Origin of the sequence: Streptomyces griseoloalbus (assembly GCA_014650015.1) — a bacterium.
GTDB classification, from domain to species: Bacteria; Actinomycetota; Actinomycetes; order Streptomycetales; family Streptomycetaceae; genus Streptomyces; species Streptomyces griseoloalbus.
In genome coordinates this window covers 1-20654 of sequence record BMUD01000043.1, presented here as the reverse complement: position 1 = coordinate 20654, position 20654 = coordinate 1, and the positions used below count along the sequence as shown (strand labels likewise).

At 68.7% G+C, this 20654-nt stretch carries 18 protein-coding genes and 2 pseudogenes; 14 read left to right on the top strand and 6 right to left on the bottom strand.

Features of this window, described 5'->3' with window-relative positions; all coding sequences use genetic code 11:
- Nucleotides 1-295 (bottom strand): hypothetical protein (locus IE178_RS34420; protein WP_193514986.1); only part of this gene is annotated, 295 nt, incomplete at its 3' end.
- A 425-nt stretch (nt 296-720) separates the two neighbouring features.
- Between IE178_RS34420 and IE178_RS34415 the strand changes: the two genes are divergently transcribed.
- From IE178_RS34415 to IE178_RS34365, 12 genes and pseudogenes are all read left to right on the top strand, one after another.
- Nucleotides 721-3504 (top strand): helix-turn-helix transcriptional regulator, encoded by a 2784-nt coding sequence (locus tag IE178_RS34415; protein ID WP_193514985.1) that lies wholly within the window; start codon nt 721-723, stop codon nt 3502-3504.
- Between the two features lie 1373 nt (nt 3505-4877).
- Entirely contained in the window at nt 4878-5717 is an 840-nt protein-coding gene (locus tag IE178_RS34410) for an NADPH-dependent oxidoreductase (RefSeq protein WP_184766584.1), read from the top strand.
- A 56-nt stretch (nt 5718-5773) separates the two neighbouring features.
- Nucleotides 5774-6355, top strand: coding sequence for a TetR/AcrR family transcriptional regulator (locus IE178_RS34405; protein WP_229876435.1), 582 nt, complete (start codon nt 5774-5776; stop codon nt 6353-6355).
- A gap of 18 nt (nt 6356-6373) precedes the next feature.
- A pseudogene (locus IE178_RS37030) lies at nt 6374-6568 on the top strand (IS5/IS1182 family transposase); the annotation flags it as partial.
- 150 nt (nt 6569-6718) lie between these two features.
- The gene (locus IE178_RS36490; RefSeq protein ID WP_229876431.1) at nt 6719-7096 is read left to right on the top strand and encodes a helix-turn-helix domain-containing protein; all 378 of its coding nucleotides are present in this window, start codon (nt 6719-6721) and stop codon (nt 7094-7096) included.
- Nucleotides 7097-8083: 987 nt separating this feature from the next.
- On the top strand, nt 8084-8506 hold the full coding sequence (locus tag IE178_RS36485; RefSeq protein ID WP_318280408.1) for a hypothetical protein: 423 nt from the start codon (nt 8084-8086) through the stop codon (nt 8504-8506).
- A gap of 162 nt (nt 8507-8668) precedes the next feature.
- Nucleotides 8669-9463 carry an FUSC family protein gene (locus tag IE178_RS36480; protein ID WP_318280407.1) on the top strand — a complete coding sequence of 265 codons (795 nt, stop codon included), beginning with the start codon at nt 8669-8671 and terminating at the stop codon, nt 9461-9463.
- 525 nt (nt 9464-9988) lie between these two features.
- Nucleotides 9989-10903 carry an MBL fold metallo-hydrolase gene (locus tag IE178_RS34385; RefSeq protein ID WP_193514984.1) on the top strand — a complete coding sequence of 305 codons (915 nt, stop codon included), beginning with the start codon at nt 9989-9991 and terminating at the stop codon, nt 10901-10903.
- 20 nt (nt 10904-10923) lie between these two features.
- Complete coding sequence (locus IE178_RS34380; protein ID WP_193514983.1) at nt 10924-12417, top strand: carboxylesterase/lipase family protein; 1494 nt, start codon at nt 10924-10926, stop codon at nt 12415-12417.
- 47 nt (nt 12418-12464) lie between these two features.
- Nucleotides 12465-12845 (top strand): RidA family protein, encoded by a 381-nt coding sequence (locus tag IE178_RS34375; protein WP_184766580.1) that lies wholly within the window; start codon nt 12465-12467, stop codon nt 12843-12845.
- 85 nt (nt 12846-12930) lie between these two features.
- The gene (locus IE178_RS34370; RefSeq protein WP_318280406.1) at nt 12931-13776 is read left to right on the top strand and encodes a hypothetical protein; all 846 of its coding nucleotides are present in this window, start codon (nt 12931-12933) and stop codon (nt 13774-13776) included.
- 25 nt (nt 13777-13801) lie between these two features.
- Nucleotides 13802-14595, top strand: a pseudogene (locus IE178_RS34365) (IS481 family transposase); the annotation flags it as partial.
- A 48-nt stretch (nt 14596-14643) separates the two neighbouring features.
- Here IE178_RS34365 and IE178_RS34360 read toward each other — a convergent pair.
- Nucleotides 14644-15573, bottom strand: a complete 930-nt coding sequence (locus IE178_RS34360; protein WP_184766579.1) for an alpha/beta hydrolase — start codon at nt 15571-15573, stop codon at nt 14644-14646.
- Nucleotides 15574-15693: 120 nt separating this feature from the next.
- Between IE178_RS34360 and IE178_RS34355 the strand changes: the two genes are divergently transcribed.
- Nucleotides 15694-16464, top strand: coding sequence for an IclR family transcriptional regulator (locus IE178_RS34355; protein ID WP_193514982.1), 771 nt, complete (start codon nt 15694-15696; stop codon nt 16462-16464).
- Nucleotides 16465-16554: 90 nt separating this feature from the next.
- Here IE178_RS34355 and IE178_RS34350 read toward each other — a convergent pair whose 3' ends face one another.
- Nucleotides 16555-17280, bottom strand: coding sequence for an SDR family NAD(P)-dependent oxidoreductase (locus IE178_RS34350; protein ID WP_193514981.1), 726 nt, complete (start codon nt 17278-17280; stop codon nt 16555-16557).
- A 141-nt stretch (nt 17281-17421) separates the two neighbouring features.
- Here IE178_RS34350 and IE178_RS34345 point away from each other — a divergent pair, with 141 nt between their 5' ends.
- Nucleotides 17422-18363, top strand: coding sequence for a helix-turn-helix domain-containing protein (locus IE178_RS34345; RefSeq protein ID WP_193514980.1), 942 nt, complete (start codon nt 17422-17424; stop codon nt 18361-18363).
- A 782-nt stretch (nt 18364-19145) separates the two neighbouring features.
- Here IE178_RS34345 and IE178_RS34340 read toward each other — a convergent pair.
- From IE178_RS34340 to IE178_RS34330, 3 genes are all read right to left on the bottom strand, one after another.
- Entirely contained in the window at nt 19146-19622 is a 477-nt protein-coding gene (locus IE178_RS34340; RefSeq protein WP_193514979.1) for a lamin tail domain-containing protein, read from the bottom strand.
- 201 nt (nt 19623-19823) lie between these two features.
- Nucleotides 19824-20267 (bottom strand): Imm1 family immunity protein, encoded by a 444-nt coding sequence (locus tag IE178_RS34335; protein WP_193514978.1) that lies wholly within the window; start codon nt 20265-20267, stop codon nt 19824-19826.
- Nucleotides 20267-20654, bottom strand: a 388-nt coding sequence (locus IE178_RS34330; RefSeq protein WP_318280405.1) for a DddA-like double-stranded DNA deaminase toxin, incomplete at its 5' end; no start/stop codon positions are given. The genes IE178_RS34335 and IE178_RS34330, both read right to left, overlap by 1 nt.

Sequence of the window (20654 nt, the reverse complement as noted above, 5' to 3'; positions counted from 1 at the left end):
AGGACTCGCTGAGCGTGCGCCCCTTGTCCTTGTCGGCGCGCACCGTGTTGACCATCTGCGACATCTGCCGCTGCCACTCGTCCGGCCGCTGCGCGGTATTGAAGTCGATGGCGGCCACCATGTCGGTGTCGCTGTCCGCCAGCGGCCGCAGCGATCCCGCGTCGCGGGCGCATCCCATCCGCAACGCCGCCGTGCTCTCCGCGATCGGCTGGCTGGCGAAGTTCGATCCAGCCGTGGCACACGCCTCCCCCGCCGCCTCGGCCGGCTCCGCCATCCCTGCCGTCATCAGCGTCACTGCTAAGACGAGCGCGGTCAGCCACCCGGGTCTTCTCATAAACGTCCCCAATCAAGTCGACTGCGTAGAAGTGGCGTACAAGCGACCGCATGCCGTACGGACCCGAGCCGACCAGCCACGAGCGTCCAGTAACCATGACAGCGCCTTCCGGTCAGGGTGTCGGCTTATGCGATCCTCGTCGTCGATGGCACGACACCACCGGCGACGCACGGCCGTTCCTGCCCGCCGTCCCGAAAAGACGCGGCCGTGCCCGCTTGACGATTCTGCGGCTCGACGAACAGCCGGGGTATGCGTCACGTGACTGCATCGGTGCCCCGGACGACGACTGCGCTCTGAGTGCTCTGAGCTGGGTTCGATACCGCCGCCGGCGCTGCCGCCGTAGCACCACGCTAGTGTCTGGGATATCTCGATTCCTTGGAGCATCTGTGCAAAACGATGGAAGGGCTCGTGGGGACCAGCGCTCGACGCGTGATTCCGGTCCGGCGGTGGTGAGCCGAGAAGCCGAGACCGCAGAAATCATCCGGCGTGTGGGCACTGACCGGTCCCACAGCGACGTTTTGATCGTCACGGGTGACCCCGGTGCCGGAAAAAGCACGCTGCTCGACCTCGCGGCCGATCGCGCACGGGGCGCGGGTGGCCGAGTGCTGCGGGCGGTGGGGAGCGGATCCGAGGCGCACCTCGGATTCGCCGGTCTTCATCAGTTGTTGCGCCCGGTACTCGCTGAAGCGCAGGGACTGCCATCGCGGCAGCGCTCCGCGCTCCGAGCCGTCCTGGGGCTCGAAGAGTGTGCGGAAACTCCCGACGCAATGCTCGTCGGTCTGGCGGTCCTGACCTTGTTGTCGGACCTGGCGGAAACCGCCCCGCTGCTGGTGGTGGTCGACGACGCCCAGTGGATCGACCGCGCATCACTGGACGTTCTCGCGTTCGTGGCGCGACGCATGGACAGCGAGCCTGTCACGCTGCTGGTCGGAGTCCGCACCGCGGCCGCCCTGCCTGGATTCGACAAGGGATACGAGCGCCTCGAACTCGGCCCGCTGGACGCTGAGGCTGCCAACCTACTACTGGACCGGCAACCCACGCCGCCCACCGGCCGAGCCCGGGTGCGGATCCTCCAGGAGGCGGCCGGCAACCCGCTGGCCCTGGTGGAACTGACCCACGCCACCGCGATCCGGCACCCCGAGGGCAGTGGCGTGCAGGGCCCGCTGCCGGTCACCGACCGACTGGAGCGGATCTTCGCGGGGCACACGGCGGACCTGCCGGAACCGACCCGCCGCATCCTGCTGCTGCTCGCGGCCGCCGACGCGGCGGACGCTCCGGCGGCGGCCGTGGGACTTCCCGAGGCGGACGACGAGGCATGGGTACCCGCGGACCGGGCCGGTCTTGTACGCCAGGACGGATCCCGGATCTCCTTCCGTCACCCGCTCATCCGCTCCGCCGTCTACCATGCCGCGTCGTTCGAGGAACGCCGCCGGGCCCACCTCGCTCTCGCGGAGTTGCTGCGCGAGGAGCCCGACCGCCGCGCCTGGCACCTCGCCGCCGCGACCGTACGCCCCGACCAGGACGTGTCGGCCGCACTGCAGCAGACGGCCGACCGGGCCCGGCGCCGGGGTGGCTTCGCGGCCGCGGCCGCGGCCCAGGAGCGCGCCGCGGAACTCAGCCCGCGCCGCGAGGACCGGGCGCGTCTTCTGACCGAAGCCGCCACCACCGCCGTCTTCACCGGTCAACTCGGCTGGGTGGAACAACTGGCCGCCGCAGTCCGCCAGTGCACCGACGACCAGGCACTGCTGGGCAAAGCCGCGCTGGCCACCGGACAGCTCATGTCCCTGGGCTCCCATCACACAGCAGCCTTCGCTCTGCTCATGCGTGTTGCCGATGAGGCGACGGACGCCCGGTCGCCCCTCGTTCTCGACGCGCTGGCCGCGGCGGCGGTGGTCCGTTACTACTCGGGCGAGGAGTCCCAGCAGCGACAGATCCAGAGCCTGCTCTCCCGCATGCCCGACGATGCCGCCGCAGCGGCGCTGCGCGCCTGGGTCCTGGCCGTCTCCGACCCCAGCAGCGCAGGAGCCTTCCTCACACCGGCCCTGCCCGGGCTCATCGCCAAGGCCAAGGGCGACGCCAGTCGCCTGACCGCGCTGGCCATCGTCGCCTGGCTGCTCGACCAGACCACCCTCGCCGCCAGGACCTTCGGCGAGGCGTTCGACCAGTGGCAGGCCCGTGGATGGCTCCCGGACGGACTGGGATGCGCGGCCGGCTGGACCCGCCTGGAGCAGGGCCGATGGGCCGAGGCCCGCTCGGTGGCGACTGACATCGCGGCCATGGCATCGTCGGCCGGACTCGACCATGCCGAGGCGTGTGCTCACACACTCGATGCCACGGTGGTCGCTCTGCTGGGCGACCCGGCCACCGCACGCCGGCTCGTCGAACGAGCCCTGGCTCTCGTCGATCCACTGGAGAGCCGCTCCGTCGCGGTCTTTGCGCGTCGGGCCCTGGGGATGGCGGCCGTGGCCGAGGGCGACTACGACACCGCGTACACGCAGTTCCGCTCCGCGTTCACCGATGACGGCGATCCGGTCCACTACCACGTCTCCTACACCCTCCTGGCCGAACTGGCGGCGGCCGCCGTCCGCCGAGGACGACAGGAGCACGCCGCAGAGCTACTGGAACGGTCGGCGCGGCGCCTCGGTACAGGCATGTCGGCACGGGTGAGGACACTGATCGACCGGGGCCGCGCCCTGCTGGCGGAACCCGAGCACGCGGAGCTGTTCTTCCGCGCAGCGCTCAAGGAACCCGCAGGTGAGCAGTGGCCGTTCGAACGGGCGCAGACACAGCTCGACTACGGGGAATGGCTTCGGCGGCAGCGCCGTATCGCCGAGGCCCGTCCGCTGCTGAGCGCCGCCCTCGAAACCTTCCAGCGGCTGGGCGCGCGGCCGTGGGGCGAGCGGGCACAGGCAGAACTCCGCGCCGCCGGCATCGAGGCCGGCGACCTCGTACCCACTGCCTTCGCCGAACTCAGCCCCCAGCAGCAGCAGATCGTCCAGCTGGCGGCCCGTGGCCTGACGAATCGTGAGATCGGGGAAAAGCTGTTCCTCTCACCGCGCACGGTCGGTTCTCACCTCTACCGGGTGTTCCCCAAGCTCGGCATCACCGCCCGCTCACAGCTCCGCGACGTGGTCGAAGGCATCCTGTCGGGTACCGGCGTCCAGGGCTGAGTGCGGTTTCCCCGTAATAGTGGACACTCGATGCTTACGCTGCGAGGGCGTGTTCTTGCTCGTGTCGCTGCCGAGTCTCCAGCGGGGTGAGGTAGCCCACACTGGATGCCTCCGCAGCCGCTTGCGGTGGTAGAAGGTCTCGACGAAGGTGAGAATCTCAGCGCGGGCCGTGGTCCGGTCGGGCCGGCGGCAGGTGCCGATCTCGGCTTTCAGCAGCGCGAAGACGCTCCCCTAGGCGAGGCGAGCGCCTGGCCGGGATGCTCCCGGGCCACCGACAAGTCCGAGGAAGGACAGCACGGTCGATCGGAGTGCGGGTCAGGAGGCCGCGAGAGCATCCCGGCACCCGCATCCTGGCGCGTCCATCGCTGTGCGGGTCAAGAGGCCCGGAATATCCGGTACTTCACATTTTCACTGTCCGAGTGCGCGATGCAGCCGGGCTGGAGGCCTCTGCGGCCGGTGCCATCGTCAGTGCGTCGACCACGGGGGATGCACGGTGAGGGCCGGCCATCAAGTAGCCGACGATCTCGCGGGTCGCCAGGTCCAGCCACGTCGCCAGATACAGCCAGCCCTCGTTGGTGGGGATGTCGGTGATGACACCGACCAGATTCCGCCCCGGGGCGGCGGCCGCGAAGTCACGGCCGATCAGCGAAGCCTTCCTCGTCCCACGCCTCGATGTCCCCGGCAGTCTGCCCCGGGGGAGCGTTGCCTGCCGTCGCCGATGCCTTGCATCACCGCAGGACCGACATGGATCTCGGACAGGTGGACAGCGTCGTCGTCCAGCCATCGGCGCAGCAGAGGACGGGGTGTGCGGATCTCAATCATGGTCCCATCCTGCCGACGCGGCGGCGGGAACATGAATCGCGGTGCCGCACAGCTCGTCACTCGGGACTCGGACATTCGGCCCGACTCCCAGGAATCGAATACGCCGGCGCAGATACCTGTCGGCCGACCAGCTCCGCCGACGGGTCCGTACCGGCCACGACGATGCCCCTGCGACTCTAGAGCCTGCGGCTTCGACGCCGGAAAGGGAATCAACGGCCGCAAGAGACACATCGCGGTCGCCGCCTCGGGCTCCTGGTGACGACCACGGTGACACCCTCGGACACCACCAGCCCTGACACCACCCGCGAAATGCTCTGGCAGCTGCGGATCACGCAGCTCCAGATCGTCCGGGCCCGGGCCGACGACTCCGCCGACACCGGCTGCTCACCTACTCGTCCGACGACTCCCCTCCACCTCGACGGAAGCCGTACGCAGCCCTTGGCTCAGGGCCCTGTCCAGCTTCTTGCCGACAGGCCAGAACAGCGGGGAATGAACCCGGCCGGCTGGTGGTTGCCGAAACCGAATCTGATTCGGATAACGGAAGGACAGCCATGACCGACTCGTGGCAGCGGGACGCACTCTTGGAAGCCCGCTACGGGCAGCAAGCGACGCCGGAGAACATCATCTGGAACGAGCAGATCGAAGCGCTGCTCGCGCACCGCTCAGTGCGCGCGTTCACCGACGAGCCGCTGCCCAACGGCGCTTTGGAGACGGTGGTGGCAGCCGCCCAGTCGGCGTCCACATCGTCGAACCTTCACCAGTGGAGTCTCGTGGCCGTCTCGGACCCGGAGACGAAGGCCGAGCTCGCGAGGCTGACACACGGCGTGGAGTTCACCGGGTTCGAGTTCGTCGCCCAGGCCCCCAGCGTGCTGCTGTGGGTAGCGGACATGTCGCGCAACCACGCGATCAGCGTCGAGCTGGGCAGCAAGCCCCTCGTCACCGACTACGTCGACGCCTTCCTGATGGCGTCGATCGACGCGGCCCTGGCTGCCCAGAACGGTCTCGTCGCGGCAGAGGCGATCGGCCTGGGAGGCGTGTACCTGGGCTCGCTGCGTAACCATGCCAAGGAGCTCGCCGACCTGATCGGACTTCCCTCGTACGCCTATGTCGTGTTCGGCATGGCCATCGGCACCCCAGACCCGCACCGCCCCAGCGCGGTACATCCCCGCCCGGCGCAGGACGTCGTGCTGCACCGCGAGCGCTACCGGACACGGCCGACCGAGGAATGGATCGAGGACTACGAGACCGCGTTCAAGGACTTCCGCGCCGAGTACGGACTGCGTGACAAGACATGGAGCCATTCCGTCGTGGTGGGCATGGGCCTGGACTACATGGACGGGCGTGAGAACCTGCGCCGTACGCTGGAGGAGCGCGGCTACCTGCTGCGCTGAAGGGCATTCGACAGGAAGTGGGGGCACCGGGCGTGGCCAGGCCGAAGACGCCGCTGTTGTCCGCGACACGAATCGCGGACGGCGCGATCGAACTCGTCGACCGCACCGGTGACATCCAGATGGTTCAGCTTGCCCGGCACCTCGGCGTCGCCCCGTCATCGCTCTACTCCCATGTCACAGGCCGGGCGAAGGTCATCGACCTCGCCCGGCTGCGGATGCTGGAACGTATGGAACCCCTCGGACCCGCGCACGACTGGCGCGAGGCCGTGGCCAACCTCCTGCGCCAGCTCACCACCCTGTACGCCAGGCACCGACGCATCCTGCCGCTCCTCTCCACCACCGCCGTGGCCTGCAACCGTTCCATCGCGGTTTACGAGCCGATGTTCGCCGCACTGATCGAAGGAGGCTTCCGACTGGACCAGCTACGCCTGGTCGTCGCCATGGTCGAGTTCCAGGCATTCGGTCTCGCCCAGGGACTGCCGGCGCCGGCCATGTCCGACCACATCCGCAAGACCCTTCCCGCCTACACCGCATCGGTGGACCACTCAAGCTACGACCTGGCCACCGCGACCGAGTTCTCCGTGGCCATGGTCATCGGCGGGCTGGAAGCGATCCGGACCCACCCCGGTGGGCCGTGAGCCCTCCGGCACAACTGCGGCCGTCACGGCGGGCGGCCACCGGCATTCGACCGTCACATCTATCAGCTTCGCAACGTAGTTGAGCGGTGCTTCAACCGCCTCAAGGGTTTCCGCGGCATCGCCACCAGATACGACAAGACCGTCACCTCCTACGAGGCAGCGGTCAGTCTCGCGTCATTCCTACTCTGGACAAGATCAGTGATGACGGACCCTAACGAGCTCGTGCATGGTTGGCGTCTGGGCCGCGGGGCGGCATGGTCGTGCCATGGGGAGCGTTGCCCGTGCGGTGATCGTCAATGGTCCGCGGATCACTGGTCTGGCCGGGAACGTTATTGCTGAACTCGCCGCCGAGACCGGCCCGTTGTGGGCCGCCAGTGGCACCGGCACCTTGCGGGACGTCCCAGGCGACGAGCGATAGGAGCGGGAGCCCACTACAAGCTGGTCTTCGTCGACCGGCTGCTCGCCATGCTCGTCCACTTCCGTCACGGGGTAACGCACTCCGTGTTGGCCTGCTGGTTCGGGGTGGACCGCTCCGCCAACACCCGCGCGATCGGCGAGATACGCCCCTTGCTGGCCCAGCGTGGCTGCGTGGTCGTAGCGGCCATCCGACTGCACACGCTTGCTGCTGTTGTCGACTATCTCGGCGCCAGCGGACAGAGCGCCATCATCGACGCCACCGAGATCCGCGTCCGTCGCCCCGTCCACGGCACCGACGGCCGCGACCGCTACATCTCCGGCTAGAGCGGGCAGAACGCGGTGAAAGTCCTGGCCGTCACCGATACCCATGGGCAGCCGCTGTCCGGCGGCGCACTCAAGCCTGGCAGCTGCCCAGACATCACCCAAGCCCACGACGCAAGGACTGGTCGAACTACTCGGCAGACACCGAGGCCTGCGCATCCTCGCGGATGCTGGCTACCAAGGGCTGGGCCCCCAGACCGTCGGCCAGGTGATCACACCACCGCACCGCAAAATCAAGAAGAACGCCCCGACCTGGTGGGAAGAACGGGTTCACCCAGCAACCAAAGGCCCACTCATCGCAACGGCCCGCGTCGAGCACGGCATCGCCCACCTCAACAATTGGCGGGCTCTGGCCCACCACCACGGCCGACGCGAACTCTTCGACGAACTCGTCCCCGCTGTCGCGGGACTCGCGTCCATCCGTCGACCGTCACCGCACCCTGCCTCAGCAGGGTGAGCAACACCCCGCATGCCCCGTCGCCATGCCCCGCGCGAACCATGCACGAGCTCGTTAGGATTGTCATTTTCGCGGGTGTTGACCGCGCTGGGCATGGCCGATCCAGAGTCGGCCCACGAGGCAGCTCTTGAACGGGCGAACGACCGAGCGAACGCGCAGGGCGCGGAAACCTGAGGCCTGACGAAGACGCTCCGGGTGTCGAGTGCCCCTCGGCCACCTGGCGATTGTCCGTCCCAAGTCCGTGCACTGCCTGGCCCCCTGAACCGTAAGCCATTGTCCACGGGTACAGACCCGTCCGGCGCCGCGCGGTCGTCAATGCCGACAACGGACGCCTTGTCTCGTTTCACCGTCCAGACCACTGCGAGCTACCCCACGCTCCTCCACCTGCGTGCTGCAGAACCTCCGAGAGCAGTCACCTGACGCATACCGGAGGGGATCCCCGCGTACCGAGACTGGCGAAGCGGGCGGTGGCCGGCCAGAACCTCGAGACACCCCTGGCGGTCGTGCACCCGCGAAAGGACCTACGGAGCGCCATGGTGGCAAGGACAACGGCAGCACTGTGGGACCGCTTCGCCGCCTTTGACCCCGGGCTCACGCGTCTGACCTCCGCGATGCGCGCCGTGCTCGGCACAGCCGCAGCACTTGCCGTGCTGACAGCACTGCGAGCGCCCGTTACGGTGCTGGTGGTCGGCGGTTTCACCGCGATGACGACGTCACTGGCGATCAGCGACCTGCATCCGCGCAACCAGCTCATCACCCTCGGGCTGGGCGCTCCGCTCTCTCTCGCGTCCCTGGCCGCCGGAGCTGTGCTGACGCCGTACCCGACGGCAGCCAAGCTGATCTTTTTGGTGGTGATCTACCTCGCCGTTCAGGCCCGCCGGTTCGGCTCACGAGGGCTGGGCCTGGGGATCTTCGGGTTCATGTTCTTCCTGCTGTCTCAATTCGTCCAGGCCTGAGCAGACCAGCTTCCGCAACTCGGGGCATCGGTACTCGTGGCTTTCGGGGCCGTTACGACCGTGTGGTATTGCGTCGGCCCCGTCACGGCGGCTGGAGCTCTGAGACGGCTGCGGCACGCATTCGGCGTGCGTCTGTACGACGTCCTCCGGGACACGGCCTCGATGGTCGCCACCGGGCAGGACGACGGCACCCGCAGCCGTCTGTTGCAGGAGCGCCTCGACAGACTGCACGCAGCCGCGCTGCTGATCGAGGACTTTTTCGACGAGGGCGCAGTCGACGAGGGCACCGAGGCCCCGCTGCGGCACATTGGTCGTGTGGAGGTGACCGCGCAGCGCCTGGCCGTACTCACCGTCCGCGCGGTCCGCACACCGGCGGCCCGCAACGATCTGGCGGAACGAAGGGCGCGGCAGCGGCTCGCGCAGCGGATCCGGGCTCTCGGGCACCGGGTCACCGCGGGAACGGCCCGCACATCCGAACAGTACGAGGAGAGGGACGAAGACGGCCCGGCGAACCGGCCGGCCGGCTCCGCACATGTGCAGGACTGCTTCCTAGCGGTCGACGAACTCACCACAGCCCTGCGGGTTCTCGGCCCACGCGGCCGCCCAGCAGGGTTCGGGACACCTCCTTACAAAGCCGCCCCATCGGCCTTGGGTGCGGTACCGCGCAGGGACACAGACACCAACAGCCTGAAGCGAAAAGCCACCCGCCAGGCGGTCCAGGTGACAAGAGCCTCGGCCCTCGCAGTCGCGGGCGGTCATCTCCTGTCTCCGCACCTGTGGTACTGGGCAGTAGTGACCGCACGGGTCGTCTTCATCAGGACCGAGAGCACCGGCGAGGTGCTGCTGCAAAGTGCCCGGCGGCTGGCGAGCACTGTCGTCGGCGTGATTTTCGGCTACGGCCTCGCCGCCCTGGTCGGTGGAGACGGCCCAGTCCTCCTGATCCTGCTCCTGCTGTGACGCGACCTTGACCGCGCTGGTGCGAGCTGCGGACCCGCTCGTCCCGGACCCCGGCCGCACCACCATGGTCCCGCCCGAGAGCGTTGACATCCCATCGCCGCACGGGCCGGCCCCGGTTGTCGCGGTGCGCTGCGTCGATCTCGAGGACCAATGCAACGCCCAAGCCGTCTGACACCCGCCAGAACGCATCACGGGGTGACCGCACACCCTTGCATTTTGCTGATTTGCAGGCATCAAAGCCGTCGGTGTGAAAGGCAGGGACAGCCACCGCGCACGACACGGCCGACAAGCGGGCATACGGATCCGGCTGCCGTCTCGTGAACGCGGCGAGGTAGCCACGCGCTCATCCACAAGGCATCCGGGAACGGAACTGGAAACGAAAAGCCGCCTCGCCTTTCACCTGGCCAAAAAGAGGAAAAGTCCCTGTTCAGAGCCGTGCGCACCGGTGCAGTCACGTGACGGATACCGCGCCCGCTGAAGCCGCTCGTACGGTTGGGTAAACCCTACGAACTCCAAGGAAATCACATGGAACAGATCACGCTCGGCAACGTCTCCATCACCCGCGTCTGGGAATATTGCGGGTCCGTCGAAATGGAGCCCCACGCCTTCTTCCCGGAAAGCTCGCAGGAAGTCTGGAAGGACGGCGTCCACTGGCTGGCCCCGCATTTCCTGGACTCCGAGACCAACATCGTGAATTCCGCGATCCAGACCTGGCTGCTGCGCAGCGGAGGCAAGACCATCCTCGTCGACACCGGTGTGGGCAACCACAAGGAGCGCCCGTACGCGCCGGTCTGGAGCCACCTGGAGACGGACTTCCTGGCCAACCTCGCCCGGGCAGGTGTCCAGCCCGAGGACGTGGACATCGTGATCAACACGCATCTGCACATCGATCACGTCGGCTGGAACACGTACCTGGACGGGCGGAGTTGGGTTCCCACCTTTCCCAACGCCACCTATCTGATGCCGAAGGACGACTTCGACTTCTGGAACCCGGCAAACGGCCACGAGCCGCTGCCCGGCCGCGGCAACCAGAACGTCTTCGAGGACAGCGTGGCCCCGGTGCACCAGGCCGGCCAGACGCTGCTGTGGGAGAACAGCCATCAAATCGACGCCGACCTGCGCCTGGACGCGGCTCCCGGACACACCCCCGGCTCCTCCGTGCTGACCCTCAGCTCCGGGACGGACCGCGCGGTGTTCGTCGGTGACCTGCTGCACAACCCGGTGCAGATCATCGAGCCAGACGCCAACAGCTGCTTCTGCGAGGACCCCGCGGGCGCCCGCGCCACCCGCCGCAAGGTGCTGGGCTGGGCGGCCGACAACAACGCGCTCCTGATCCCCGCGCACCTGGGTGGTCACGGTGCCGCCGAAATCGCGCGTAACGGCAACACGTTCCGCATCAAGGGCTGGGCGCCCTTCGCCCCGTACTCCGAGCAGGGCTGACGCCCCGGAAAGGCATAGCTGTGAGCCACGAACCCGAGCCCGTCGTCACCACCGCACAGGGAGCCGTCCGCGGTCTCCGTCAGGACGACGGCACCGCCACCTTCCTGAACATCCCCTACGCCGCTCCTCCGATGGGCGCCGGCCGGTTCGCCCCGCCGCAGCCGCACGAGCCCTGGGACGGCGTACGGGACGCCACCGTGCCAGGCCCCAACGCCCCGCAGTCCGAGCGGAAGCTCGGCAGCATCGACATGGCCCCCTACTTCGGCGCCGGCTGGAGCCGTGGCGAGGACTACCTCACCGTCAACGTCTTCCAGCCCACCACCGCGGACAGCGGCCTGCCCGTGATGGTGTTCGTCCACGGCGGCGGGTTCGTCGCCGGATCAACGCGGTCCGCGCTGTACGACGGTTCCGCCTTCGCCCGCGACGGCGTCGTCCTGGTCACACTCAACTACCGTCTGGGCATCGCCGGGTTCCTCGACATCCCCGGGGCGCCCGCCAACCGCGGCCTGCTCGATGTCGTCGCGGCGCTGCGCTGGGTGCGGGAGAACATCGCCGCCTTCGGCGGTGACCCGGACGACGTCACCCTCTTCGGCCAGTCGGCCGGGGCGACCGTCGTCGGCGGCATCCTCGCCACCCCTGAGGCCGCCGGTCTGTTCCGCCGGGCGATCGTGCAGAGCGGCAGCGGTCTGGGGGCGTTCACCTCCGAGCAGGCCGCCCGTGTCACCAAGGCCGCGGCCGAGGAACTGGGCATCGAGCCGCACACCGACGCCTTCGCGGACATCTCCGACGAGCGCCTGGTGGAGGCCGCCTGCCGGCTCGCGGGCATCGACCTGCAGACCGAGACACACCACGATCCGCTGATCGGCCTCAGCCCCTTCAGCCTGGTGCTCGACACACAGCCTGCCGTCTCCGTCGGCGCCGGCCTGAGCGCTGATGTCGACCTGCTCATCGGGACCAACACCGAGGAGGGAAACCTCTACCTGGTCCCGGTGGACAAGTACGCCACCTCGACCGCCGACGATGTCGACGATACGGCGGCGCACTCGCACCCGAAGCCCGCGCAGCTCGTGGAGACGTACCGCACCACCCGCCCCGAGGCGTCCTTCGGTGAGCTGCGGTCGGCCATCATGGGCGACGCGCTGTTCGGAGCGGGCAGCTGGGCCCTGGTCGGCGCACATGCCGCCCACCCCCAGTCCGCCACATTCAGCTACGAGTTCGCCTGGCGCTCCCAGGCCCTGAGCGGAGACCTCGGCGCCACCCACACGATGGAACTCCCTTTCGTCTTCGACATCGCCGAACTCCCGCAGCTGGCAGGTGAGGACGCCCTGCTCGGCCCCGACAAGCCCCCCGGGGACCTCGCCACCCGCACGCACGAGGCCTGGATCCGCTTCGCCAGGACCGGCAACCCCGGCTGGGACCAGTACGACACCACACGCCGGACCACGATGCACATCGACGCCGAGTGGACCCAGGTCGACGACCCCCGCAGCCAGGAACGACAGGCCTGGGCCTGACCCCGTCGCACAGATCGCTCTGTGCGTCCTTCCGTCAAGGACACACCATGAAAACCGTTATCACCACCGAGAACGCACCCACTCCGGCAGCCCCGCTGTCCCAGGGCATCCGCAAGGGCCCGATCCTTCAGGTCTCCGGGCAACTCCCGTTCGACCCGGCCACCGGCGCGGTCGTCGGCACCACGGTCGCCGAGCAGACCACGCAGACCCTGCGCAACGTCACCGCCGTACTCAAGGCGGCCGGCGCCGGACCGAAGGACGTCGTGATGCTCCGCGCTTACCTCACCGACCCCGCCCACCTGCCCGAGCTGAACGAGGCGTACGCGGCGGCCATCGGCGAACCCTTCCCCGCCCGCACCACCGTCTACATGCAGCTCCCTCCGGGACTGCTCGTGGAGATCGACGCCCTGGCAGTCCTGGACGACTGACTCGGCTACAGGGCAAGGCCGGTCTGGCGCGGCCCCCGGGACCGCGCCAGACCGGCCTCCATCCCTGAAAGAGGAGGGGGACACGATGGATGATCGCCTGTCGAGAGCGTGCGTCAACCTGAGGGTTGCACCGGTGAAACTGCTGGACGCCTTGTGCTCCCTGTCAGGGCGCCCTGCACCGCCCTCCGGTCCTCATCCGGCACGGCGCGTCTACGGGCGCGTACTGCACGCAGCGACCTCGCTGCCGCTGGGCGCGCTGCAACCGGGCGACGTGAGCGCGGCCACCGAGGTGCGCGCCGGCCTCCTGAACGCCCACGTCCCGCCCCTGTCGGACGCGGTCGCCCGTTGCATCCAGCACACGGTCGACGACCTGGGGCCCGCCGACCTGTGGACGCTGGCACTCTGTACCGCCATGACCCGCGACGACCTCGCGTGGGGCGCCACCGCATCTCTGGCGCGAGATCGCCTCGAACAGCCGGACTCTCTGGACGACATCGCCGCGCAGGTCATCGTGGACGAAATCGCTGAACGGACCCCATGCCGGTGGGGCCGTCACCACAGCGACACGGCTCGTGCCGCGCTGTATCGGACTCTGGCCGACCTCGCCGATGTCCTCCTGGAAGTGTCGGAGTCCTCCCCGACGCCCCTGGCCTGGAGCACCGACGATAACGTGAGGCGTTCCTCTACCGTGATTGGCGGAGTGGTCCACGACGTACTGGTCCAGAACGCGGAGAACCCAACCTCCTCCGCACAGCCCGTCTGGCACCACCCCTCACCCCCTGCCGCACACACTGCCTGGCAGTGGCGTATCACGAACGGACCGACCGGCCGCGCTTCCCACGGTTGCGGGCCCTTCCCTTCCGCGCTCGCGGCACGGCACGCCGCCGAGTGCGCGATCACGGCCCTCGCCGCCGGGAAATGCAGCCTATGAGGGGCGTCGGCAGGTGAATCCGTGCCGATCCCGGACCACCCCACACCGCGCCCCCACGGCTGCCGAAGCACGGATCTGCGCGCTGCGGCACGAGCGGAAGCTCGGCCCAGCACGAATCGCCCCGGTCTTGGGCATACCCGCCTCCACAGTGCACCGCGTCCTGACCCGCCACGGCCGGAACCGGCTGCGCTGGATGGACCGGCCCACCGGACAGGTCATCCGCCCTTATGAACGCTTCCGCCCTGGCGAACTCGTCCACGTCGACATCAAGAAGCCCGGCAACATCCCCGACGGCGGTGGCCACCGCACCATGCCCCGACAACAGGCCATGGCCAACCGGCAGGCCACAACCGACGCGCGTAAAGGCGGAAGCCCGGTGATCGGTTACAGCTTCGTTCACACCGTCGTCGACGACCACTCCCGGCTCGCCTACGCGAGGTCCTGACCGGACGAGCGCGAGGAGACCGCCGCCTTCTGGCAGCGCGCGAACACCTTCTTCACCGAGCACGGCATCACCGTCGAACGCGTCCTGACCGACAACGGCTCCTGCCACAGATCCACACTGTTCGGACAGACCCTGAGTGCCGCAAGCATCATCCACAAACGCACCCGGCCCTACCGTCCGCAAACGAACGGCAAGGTGGAGCGCCTGGATCGCACCCTGCTCGACGAATGGGCGTACGTGCGCCCGTACTCCAGCAACGCTCAACGCACCGAAGCCTGGCGGATTTCCTGCACACCTACAACTATCACCGGTGCCACACCGCGCTCGATGGCCAGCCACCCATCAGCAGCGTCAACAAGCCTGCGGGTCAATACGCCTGGTTCTCCTCGCCGCCTTGTAGACGCGTCCGGCGCGGCCGCCGGTCACTCAGCCAGCGTGGCCGCCCACTGGGTGAAGATCTTGACGTACCGCGCCGGGTCGAGCTGGTGCATCACGTGCAACGCGTCCGGCACGGACTCGTAGTCGACCTTCACCCCCGCCGACTCCATCAACCGCCTGGCCTGCGCGGCCTGCTCGTCGGAGAGCGCCCCGAGCCGGTCGCCGGTCTCCGGGTCGATGCCGCGCGTGTGGTGCGTGAGGAGTACCGGCGTCTTGACCTGGCTCAGCATGCGCTCGTGCGGGCAGTTCAGTCCGACGGTCCCCTCCCAGAAGGTCCGCGCCCACTCCGGGTCGTACTCTTTCATGTGCTGCGGGATCTCGTCTGCCACGAAGTGCCGCGCCATCGGCGACGACGCGGCGCCGGCCGCGCGGCGGTAGCCCTCCCAGTCGCCCACGCTCCACTGGTCGCCGAGGTACGTGCGGAAGAGTTCGAACAGGGGGCCCGCCCCCTGGCGGACCGAGTGGCCGTATGTAGGGACGAGTTCGGACGCGAAAAACGGGGCGTCCTCGCACAGCGCACCCCGGATCTGCCCGGGCATGGCGTACGCCGACAGCCAGGCCGCGAGGACGCCGCCGGAGGAGTTGCCCGCGACGACGACGGGTCGCTGCACCACTAGTGCGATGAACCGGACCAGGTCGTTGCCGAAGTTGTCGAGGCTGTACCGCTTCGGCGTCCAGCTGCTGCGCCCCTGGCCCCGCAAGTCGACGGCGTAGACGTGGAAGTCCTCCGCGAGGAGGCCCATCGTCTCCTCGTACCCCCACCAGGAGCCCGTCTGCTCGGGGACCAGCAGCACGGCGGGCTTGTCCGGATCACCGGCCTCGGCGTAGTTCATGGTGATCTCACCGAGGTCGGCCTGCTGTTCGGGATAGGCGTGCGGGACGTAGACGTCGCGCAGCGCGGGATCGGCCATCATTGCTGTCTCCTTGGTCTTTGAGCCCGAACCCGACCAGCACCGGCATCCACCGGTCATCGGGTGGGCGAGTCACGGAGCTAGTATTCGAACCGTGGCCGCCGACGCGCACCGACGATTCCGATGAGTGGAACGCCAGTACAGACCCCTCGCTCGGGACGGCCGCCCCGCGGCGAACCGATCCTGGAGCGGGCCTTCAGGGTCCTGGGCGCCTTCGCGGAGGCCGGGGAGGGCCTGACCCTCCACACGCTCGCGGCTCGGGCGGGGCTTCCGAAGAGCACCACGTCCCGGATCGCGGCCCAGCTGACGGGTGTGGGCGCCCTCGAACGCCGCGACAACGGCGATTTCGTCGTCGGCCTGCAGCTCCTCGAGATCGCCTCACTGGCGCCCCGCGGTCACGGACTGCGCGCCGCCGCGCTGCCGTTCATGGAGGACCTGCACCGGGTCACCGGCCAGCACATCCTCCTCGCAGTGCGCGACGGCGACGAGGCCGTTCTCGTCGAGCGCCTGTCCGCACGGGACTCGGCAGCGGTCAAGTACAGGGTCGGCGGTCGCCTCCCCCTCACCGGGACCGGCATCGGCATCGCCTTGCTGGCGCACGCCCCCGAGCGGGTGCGGGAGGAGGCGCTGGCCGACGCGAACGACGCGGCGCTCCTGCGCCGGCTCATGGCCGCCGTCCGCACGGAGGGCGTCTGTGCCATGACGGTGCCCAACCCCCTGCGTTCCGGGCCCACCACCATGTCAACCGTCGCCGCCCCGATCCTGGACCGTCACGGTGACGCGCTGGGCGCGCTGTCCCTGGTCACCCCCGACGAGGGCGGAACCCGGGCCGCCGCCGCTCGGACGGCGCTGCGGACGGCGGGCCTGGCGATCTCCCGGGCCGTGGGGCGGTGAACCGCGACTTGGCCATGCGGCAGACCGGCGCCCACGGCGCCGGGTCCCGATCTCACGCGCCTGACAACGACCCGCGAAGCCGTCAGCGGCTCAGGACTCGACGAACTTGTCCGCCAGGCCCCGTTCCAGGTAGTCGTCCGGCAGGTCCTGGATGACGAGCTCGGCTTCGGTGCGCTCGGTGTGCAGCCGCCAGTAGGCGTCGGCCATCGTCTGCGGCTGGGATTCGTGGCCCCCTTGGCCGATGAAGGCGGCGATCGCCACGTGCGCGGCGTAGACGCCGGTGCCGGAGAGCGCCGCGTGGAGGTTGAGGATCCAGTTGCGCATCCCGCCGGTGGCGATCTGGACGTTCGCCACCTGCGGGGCGATCACCGGCCCCGACCCCGCCCCGCTGCTGACCAGGATCGTCCCCGTGCCGCGCTCCAGCATGCCGGGCAGGACGTGCTGCACCGCCGCGACACCGCCGAGCAGGTAGAGATCCAGCTGGGTCAAAACCGAGTCGACGGTGACCTTCGTGGCCTCGACCAGCGGCGCCCGGCGCAGATCGGCCAGGGACGGCGCGGGCGAGTACTCGAGTATGTCGATCGGTCCCAGCCGCTCCTCGGCGGCGGTGAGCGCCGCGTGCAGAGCGGGACGGTCGGTCACGTCGGCGGGGAACGCCTCGGCCCGCACGCCCGTGTCGGACAGGTCGTCGGCCACCGCCTGCAGCGTCGTACGGCTGCGGGCGATCAGCGCCACGTCGACCCCCTCGGCGGCGAACCGCCGGCCGATCGCGCGCCCCAGTTGCGGGCCTGCGCCCACGATCGCGAGCGTGCTCAATTCGCCACCTCGTTACCCTCGTATCGACATTCCGAACTGCGGATGTCGGATCTTCGATGCATGCCGGAACAACGGTAGGACGCGTGTGGTCTCGGCGCCTCGGATCGGTGCGTCAGCCCGAACAGGAGATTCGCGACAACGATGAGCGGCACTTTCTCAGCAGACGTGAGCGGCGCGAACGCCTTCAGCGACTTCGCACACGAGTGGCGAAGCCGGATGGGCGAGACCTTCGCGCTGGCGCCCTTCCGCCGGACGACCGTGTCCGGCTTCTCGGCGCGGTCCCGCGGGTTCCGGGTGCGGGACATGATGTTCAACCGCTTCGAGACCGCGGCCGCCCTGCGAACGGCGGGCCGACGGGTCGGGGCCGACGATCACGTACGCCTGTGGATCGTCCACCGGGGGACCTGGCGGTTCGAGGAACCGGGAGGAGCCGAGCACACGGCACCGGCCGGCCGCCTACTGGTACAGACGGGAATGCTGTCCCAATTCTCCGCGGCGCCACACACCCTCGTGCAGGTACTCGTCCTGCCCGCCGCAGAGGTGCGGCCCGGACGGGGCGGTCCGGCCTCCGGTCCGGCCGACACCGCCGAGGTGCGGCTGCTGACGGCGCACGCCGCCATGGTGGGCCGGATGCTGGACCGTCTCGGGCCGGCCGGGGTCGACGCCGCCCGCAGCACCCTGGCCGAGTTGGCCCGGGCCGCCGCCGGGGGCGGCCTGGACGACGTGGAGCCCCTGTTGTCGCCGGCCCTGGCCCAAGCCGCGCGGGACCTGGCCGACCGCCGGCTCACCGACCCCGGCCTGTCCCCCTCGGCTCTCGCCCGGGAGCTGAACGTCTCCCCGCGTACCCTCCAACGGGCCTTCGCCAGGGAAGGCCGACCGCTGAGCACCTACATCCGGCGCCGCCGCCTCGAGGAGGCATGCCGCGAGCTCGTCGCACCGCACCGGCGCATGACCGTCACGGAGATAGCCGCCCGCTGGCAGTTCGCCGACAGCGGCCACTTCGCCCGCGCCTTCCGCAAGTACTACGGCCGGACCCCGACCGACTACGCCGCGACCGCTGCCCGTGAAACGGATGCCACATAGCTGCACGGGGCCGGTGCCGCCACCCGCCCACTTCAGGGACGCCCGGGTCAGCCGAGGCCACCACCAGCAGACAGAGCTGCGGCGACGACGGCTCCGCCGCGGGTGGTGTCCGGGGCGCGTCCTCGTCGCTGCCGTCGCCGAGCGCGGAGGTGACCGGCGGCTGCCGCGTCGTGGCGGGGGCGAGGGAGCCCTGCCCAGTAGGCGGCGGCGCGGTCGAGGGCGCGGGCGGTGTGGGTGGTGTCGTGGTCGGGGGTCGCACCACACAGGCCGTCCGGCAGCGGGGGCAGCCCCGCCGCGCGGGCCCAACCCCACCCGGCCAGGCCCTCGCCTGCTCTCGCGGCAGCGTCCTGACCACAGTGCCGACCCCAACCGTCACGCCGGCGGGGAGGACGCCGTAGGTCATGCCGATGATGGCATGACCTGCAGAACACCCCCACGTCGGCGGAAAGGACTCCGGATCGCGGCTGTGGGAGCGTCAGGCGGGCCGGAACACCCCCGCGTACACGGAGGTGTTCCGATTGCTTCGGCGCCGGACGGCCAGCGCTCGCGTCACCCCGGCGTCGGCGAGCCCTCGTCTTCCACGCCGATGCGAGGGTTTCCGGCCGTCGAGATCACGGGGCAAGGACCGGCTCACGCCCTCCCCGCCGAGGCGGGGGTGTTCCGTTCACCGAGGATCACGACCTTCTCCACTCCGTGTCCTCCCCGCAGACGAGGGGATGCTCCTTGCGTACACGGGGGGGGTGGGCGGCAGATCACGGCGGGCCGGCGGGTGGTTTCGGGTGTCAGCCGTGGTAGCTGATGTAGCCGTTGGCGTCCCGGTCATTGTCGCGCTTGGTGTAGGAGTGCACGTCCGCGCGGGCGCCGGAGGGCTTGTACAGGTAGATGGTGTCCTTGTCGTTGTTCCACAGGAAGTTGCAGTTGTCACGGTAGACCACGTTCTTGGAGTCGGAGTAGGTGCCGTTGCCGCCGCGCAGCTTGATGGAGTCGCCGGGCTGCAGGTAGTGGCTGGCGGTGAAGGTGAAGCGGTTGCCGGCGGCGTCCTTGACGATGTAGCCCTTGAGGTTGACCGTCGCTGAGGACGAGTAGTTCTTGATCGTCAGGTATTCGTCGTCGGTGTTGCCCGTGGAGCAGTTGTTGGAGTCCCGGCCGGGGGCGTCGTACTGGATGCCGCCGTGGGGGAGAACCCCATCCGGCCGGTGTCGGGGCCGGGGCGGTGGTGGCCGCGATGCGAAGACGCCTGGAAGGCTGGTGCAAGACACACGTGCGACAACAGCTCCTGAGCCTCGCTGCGGCCGTGCCGACCGGTGCACCCTGGTGGGCCGTGTTTCAACCACTGGACAGGCCGCCTCGTGAAAGCATGAGGTTAAAGATGCCGGGCCGCAAGAGGCGCGGCCCGGCATCAGTGCCTCTGGTTAATAACTGCTCGAGTCCAATGGTTTACCGTTCACTGTACTTGGCTCTCATTCGACAGCGGCTGGACGCCTCCCCAGGTTAAAGCAGAACTCCTCAAGAGCATCTTTAACCTTTTGCATGGGCACCACATTTCGCTTGTCGTACCACAGCGGAAAGCAGGGGTCTGCCGTAACCCTAGGGTCGACATCCGGCGGTTGCCCGCTCCTGGTTACCCAATAGAACTGCTCTGGATGCTCTGGAATCTGCTCACCCCACCAGATCATCCCGCCGTATCCTGTGGTCCGATTTATTCCGACAGTTAGAGAGTTTGGAACCGCTGCTCCTGCCGGTAGGTCGAAGACGTGGAACGACGCAGTTGTTCCTGGATCGAACCCGACGGGGACCTTCCGCTCCGATTCGAGCTCAGTCAGCGTTCGACTAATAGCGATTTCCACTTCGCCTGGAGTAGAAGCTCTCCCCATTTGCCCGTTGATCCAAAATTCGACGATCATTATTGCCTGTCTGGCCCTTTACCGACGTGCCTTATGGGTTCTTCCGCTCCAGGATAGTATACGGTCAGTGTATTATCCTTGGGGAGGATGGCCTCAACAAGTTCGGTGCAACTATCCCTGCCCGTGCATACGCCCCTGTTGTTGATGACGACGGTTGCGTGTTCGACGCTGCTCGTCAGCATCCTGTAAGCCAGCTTCGTCTCCACATGGCTCTCTCCGTGGAAATTCGTCTGCAGTCGGTGCCCGTAGCCAATCTTTTTCAAGTAGGCGATCACTGCGTCCCGATCTCTGTGCGAGCACTGCGACGCGCTGGCCGTGGAGAGGTGGGAGCGCCAGTTGCGCGCGATTTGACCGCACTGAGCCTCAGGTCCGTGAACGCGCCGACCA

Excerpts from the sequence above, each read along its gene's own strand:
- IE178_RS34410 (WP_184766584.1), top strand. The coding sequence starts at position 4,878 with ATGACCGACTCGTGGCAGCGGGACGCACTCTTGGAAGCCCGCTACGGG.
- IE178_RS34375 (WP_184766580.1), top strand. The coding sequence starts at position 12,465 with ATGAAAACCGTTATCACCACCGAGAACGCACCCACTCCGGCAGCCCCG.
- IE178_RS34360 (WP_184766579.1), bottom strand. The coding sequence starts at position 15,573 with ATGATGGCCGATCCCGCGCTGCGCGACGTCTACGTCCCGCACGCCTAT.
- IE178_RS34345 (WP_193514980.1), top strand. The coding sequence starts at position 17,422 with ATGAGCGGCACTTTCTCAGCAGACGTGAGCGGCGCGAACGCCTTCAGC.
- IE178_RS36480 (WP_318280407.1), top strand. The coding sequence starts at position 8,669 with ATGGTCGCCACCGGGCAGGACGACGGCACCCGCAGCCGTCTGTTGCAG.
- IE178_RS34355 (WP_193514982.1), top strand. The coding sequence starts at position 15,694 with ATGAGTGGAACGCCAGTACAGACCCCTCGCTCGGGACGGCCGCCCCGC.
- IE178_RS34335 (WP_193514978.1), bottom strand. The coding sequence starts at position 20,267 with ATGATCGTCGAATTTTGGATCAACGGGCAAATGGGGAGAGCTTCTACT.
- IE178_RS34385 (WP_193514984.1), top strand. The coding sequence starts at position 9,989 with ATGGAACAGATCACGCTCGGCAACGTCTCCATCACCCGCGTCTGGGAA.
- IE178_RS36485 (WP_318280408.1), top strand. The coding sequence starts at position 8,084 with ATGGTGGCAAGGACAACGGCAGCACTGTGGGACCGCTTCGCCGCCTTT.
- IE178_RS34370 (WP_318280406.1), top strand. The coding sequence starts at position 12,931 with ATGGATGATCGCCTGTCGAGAGCGTGCGTCAACCTGAGGGTTGCACCG.